Source organism: Rahnella sp. AN3-3W3 (genome assembly GCF_003263545.1).
In the GTDB taxonomy this organism is placed as follows: domain Bacteria; phylum Pseudomonadota; class Gammaproteobacteria; order Enterobacterales; family Enterobacteriaceae; genus Rahnella; species Rahnella variigena.
This window is the reverse complement of record NZ_JYDG01000114.1, coordinates 1-3,130: the sequence shown is the minus strand read 5'-3', so window position 1 is coordinate 3,130 and position 3,130 is coordinate 1. Positions and strand designations below refer to the sequence as shown.

Sequence of the window (3,130 nt, the reverse complement as noted above, 5' to 3'; positions counted from 1 at the left end):
AATGTTAGTTGATTTTCTAAGCTGCCTGTACGGCAGTGAACAAACGACATTGAGTGGCAGCAAGACATGCTCATTTCTAAGCTGCCTGTACGGCAGTGAACTGTTGAGTTTTCAGATTTACGCTTTGAGCTGCAAGAGGTTATCCCTGTTTTGGCAGAAATACCCTCTTTTTTTGATGGATAATTCAGTGATTTAAAATCAATGAGTTAGCGATAGGGTAAAAAAAGAGGGTTAGCTGCAAACATATGAGCTTGCGGGCGTAATTTGAAGATTAATGAGTTATCGGTTCAATGTACTCACTTTCCGAAAATCAATGAGTTGAAGGTTTAAACACAATTATTTGCTTTTTAAAAAGCTAATCTGCTATTTCACACAATTAAGGACTAATGAAATGGCGATCCCCGCTTATTTATGGTTAAAGGATGACAGCGGCACGACAATACGTGGCTCTGTCGATATAACAGGCCGTGAGGGTAGCATTGAGATCCACGGCTTGCATCACGGCGTCTCCATCACCACCGACAACGCCACGGGTAAAGCTACCGCAACCCGTGAACATGCCCCCTATCTTTTCAGCAAAGAAATCGATGCTTCCAGTCCTTACCTTTATAAATCAGTGACCACAGGACAGAAACTTCAGTCAGCCGAAGTTAAATTTTATCGTATCAATGACGCGGGCCAGGAAGTGGAGTACTTCAGAGTTCTGATGGAAGGCGTAAGGATTGTTACCGTCGGGCCGATGTTGTTTGACATCAAGTCTTCTTACGGCGAGAAACGCAACCATCTGGAGATGATCGAACTGATTTACGAAAAAATCACCTGGTGCTATATGGATGGAAATATTATTCACTCAGACAGTTGGAATGAGCGTGCAACCGCATAAGGATAAATAGTGATGACATGGAGATATGAGCAAAGTACAGGCAGATTATACAAGGGGAATGAACTGGTCGAGACGGGTTACTCTGGTGTCCTGACCAATAAAAATAACCCAGATCGCCAGCAGGTCAAAGGTATGGGACCACTTCCCCGAGGGACTTATCGAATCGCGGGACATTCTCTCTCTAAAGGCCCGGCAACAGTAATTTTGGAACAAACCTCCGGGGATTCGTTTGGTCGCTCACTGTTTCGGATTCATGGCGAACGCGTCGGTAAGCCTGCAGGTTTCGCCTCCGAGGGTTGCATTATTATGTCTCCCTCAACTCGCTGGAGAGTGATCAGCGAGGGTGGAACCTTAGAGGTTGTAAGATGAGGCGATGGGTTCTATTCCTATTACTGTTGTGCATAGCCATGAATTCAATGGCAGCAAATATTGACTGGCCGGCCGCTTTGAAGGGGATTGCTGCCGGAGAACAGGTTTGGCTCGATAAAGTTCCCGAACTGGCCGCCGTCGCTGATGTTAAACAATCACAAGACGTCGAAGCTGCTTTATCGTCTGCACTTTCAACAAATACCGCCGCTGCGCTCAAGACACTTGAGGTTATTGACTCCCATGATTGGCCTCATTTAGTTGGCACTAACCTGGTCTGTATGGGACCCATAAATAAATCAGCAACTGAAATTGAGGCGTTTTATCAAAAAACGCGCCTGTCTTTGCTGAGTACTGATAAATCGGCAGTTTGCCTTTGGATTCTTGAAGCCACTTATGAGGAGTGGAAAGCAGGCAACGGCAAACTTATAAAGTAATACACCTTCTGTTAAAGCCCGGTCGGCAAACGGTTTTTTTTTTAAATTATCCTACTTGCTGATTAGTTTATCTTTCTAAGCTGCCTGTACGGCAGTGAACATTGGCTCCAGTTGAGGCGTTACGTTACCACCTTTCTAAGCTGCCTGTACGGCAGTGAACCCGTTGAGTTTTCAGATTTACGCGTTGAACGGCAAGAGGTTATCCCTGTTTTGGCAGAAATACCCTCTTTTTTGTTAGCTTGCGCGCACTAATTAAATCAATGAGTTAGAGAAGGTGCAAAAAAGAGGGTCAGCTCGAAGTTGTCATTAATACCCCATCCCAGCCTTCCCCTTCGCAGGGGAAGGAGCCGTTCTCAGGTTTATTTTATTTCGGTATATCGGCTCGGCCAGATGGTTTCGGCTTTTACGCCAATCGCATCAGCGATCAGTCTTTCCCCTTTCGGCCATTTACGGGTTAAGGCGTTTGAGAGCGTCGAAGAACTTAAACCTGCGCGGCGTGAGACAGCCGCCATTGTGGTGCCCTTCTTTTTGATTGCCGCAATGATATCAGCCTGATGCCAGTCTTTGTTCATGCGATCACCTCACCGGAGGCATACAGTGAGCAGCGCAGCATCTCAAAACGTTCCCACAAGATATACGTGATGATCTCTTTTATTTTTCTGTCATGCAGCGTCATCAGTATGAAATTCAGCGCCATGCATTGATCGCAAAGTTCATCGGGTTCGAGATCGGCGTAATCAAATAAGCCGTCGTCCATCGGGATCCCCAAATTCTTGCGGTGCTCGGGGATGGGTTGCGATAACGTCGCTTCAAGGTATTCAAGCTCGTTTTGCAGCATGATGCAAAGTCTGTCCTGCGAACCTCTGTTTTGCGGGTTCACCAGCGCATTCGCCAGCAAACGGCAGCGATCGGTGAGTGTCCATGAATCGGGGGATGTTTCAGAATTATTAGTGATAGTCATTTGTTGATTTCCAGAGAGCCGTATCACGCGCTACCACCCAAATTCCTACATTTGGTGGTAACCCAGACGAGGGTAGGAATCGATGTACTGGAGTTTTCGATCAGCCCGAAAGCTGCCTCGTCTGAGTCACCATTGATAATAACAGAAGTGTTTTAAATCCACTTTCAATGATGAAACAAAACGTAGCGCATGTGAAATGCACTATCTAGCACATCAGGTTCCTACACCCGACTGCGGATTTTGCCGCAGCGAGCAGACAATAACTGGATATCCACACATTAAAAATGGGCAAATCGCGGAGATGAGATACTGCTTCCAAGGAGTTTTTATGGTTTGCAGTAAGTTGCAAGCGGCTGCCTGTACGGCAGTGAACACAAATTATCGCGCGAGACGTCTTGTCCCGTCATTTCTAAGCTGCCTGTACGGCAGTGAACATCACTTGCTCAAGAGATAGCACAGTGTCTTTTTTCTAAGCTGCCTGTA

Annotated in this window: 6 protein-coding genes; 4 read left to right on the top strand and 2 right to left on the bottom strand. The window is 46.3% G+C overall.

Going from position 1 to position 3,130, the window contains the following annotated elements; translation table 11 throughout:
- The 4 genes from UC15_RS26115 to UC15_RS23775 all read left to right on the top strand — a co-directional run.
- On the top strand, window positions 1–196 hold a 196-nt coding region (locus tag UC15_RS26115; protein ID WP_232829980.1), incomplete at its 5' end, for a hypothetical protein.
- Window positions 197–391: 195 nt separating this feature from the next.
- Window positions 392–883, top strand: a complete 492-nt coding sequence (locus UC15_RS23785; protein WP_112291473.1) for a type VI secretion system tube protein TssD — start codon at window positions 392–394, stop codon at window positions 881–883.
- A 12-nt stretch (window positions 884–895) separates the two neighbouring features.
- Entirely contained in the window at window positions 896–1,252 is a 357-nt protein-coding gene (locus UC15_RS23780; protein WP_112291472.1) for a tlde1 domain-containing protein, read from the top strand.
- Between the two features lie 47 nt (window positions 1,253–1,299).
- Window positions 1,300–1,686 carry a hypothetical protein gene (locus tag UC15_RS23775; RefSeq protein ID WP_232829979.1) on the top strand — a complete coding sequence of 129 codons (387 nt, stop codon included), beginning with the start codon at window positions 1,300–1,302 and terminating at the stop codon, window positions 1,684–1,686.
- Window positions 1,687–2,045: 359 nt separating this feature from the next.
- Here UC15_RS23775 and UC15_RS23770 read toward each other — a convergent pair whose 3' ends face one another.
- Complete coding sequence (locus UC15_RS23770; protein ID WP_112291468.1) at window positions 2,046–2,258, bottom strand: helix-turn-helix transcriptional regulator; 213 nt, start codon at window positions 2,256–2,258, stop codon at window positions 2,046–2,048.
- The gene (locus UC15_RS23765; protein ID WP_112291467.1) at window positions 2,255–2,647 is read right to left on the bottom strand and encodes a hypothetical protein; all 393 of its coding nucleotides are present in this window, start codon (window positions 2,645–2,647) and stop codon (window positions 2,255–2,257) included. Before UC15_RS23765 ends, UC15_RS23770 begins: the two co-directional genes overlap by 4 nt.
- Between the last annotated feature and the right edge of the window lie 483 nt (window positions 2,648–3,130).

What these genes read in the sequence shown, in the direction of transcription:
- UC15_RS23770 (WP_112291468.1), bottom strand. Translation starts at nt 2,258, where the DNA reads ATGAACAAAGACTGGCATCAGGCTGATATCATTGCGGCAATCAAAAAG.
- UC15_RS23785 (WP_112291473.1), top strand. Translation starts at nt 392, where the DNA reads ATGGCGATCCCCGCTTATTTATGGTTAAAGGATGACAGCGGCACGACA.
- UC15_RS23775 (WP_232829979.1), top strand. Translation starts at nt 1,300, where the DNA reads ATGGCAGCAAATATTGACTGGCCGGCCGCTTTGAAGGGGATTGCTGCC.
- UC15_RS23765 (WP_112291467.1), bottom strand. Translation starts at nt 2,647, where the DNA reads ATGACTATCACTAATAATTCTGAAACATCCCCCGATTCATGGACACTC.
- UC15_RS23780 (WP_112291472.1), top strand. Translation starts at nt 896, where the DNA reads ATGACATGGAGATATGAGCAAAGTACAGGCAGATTATACAAGGGGAAT.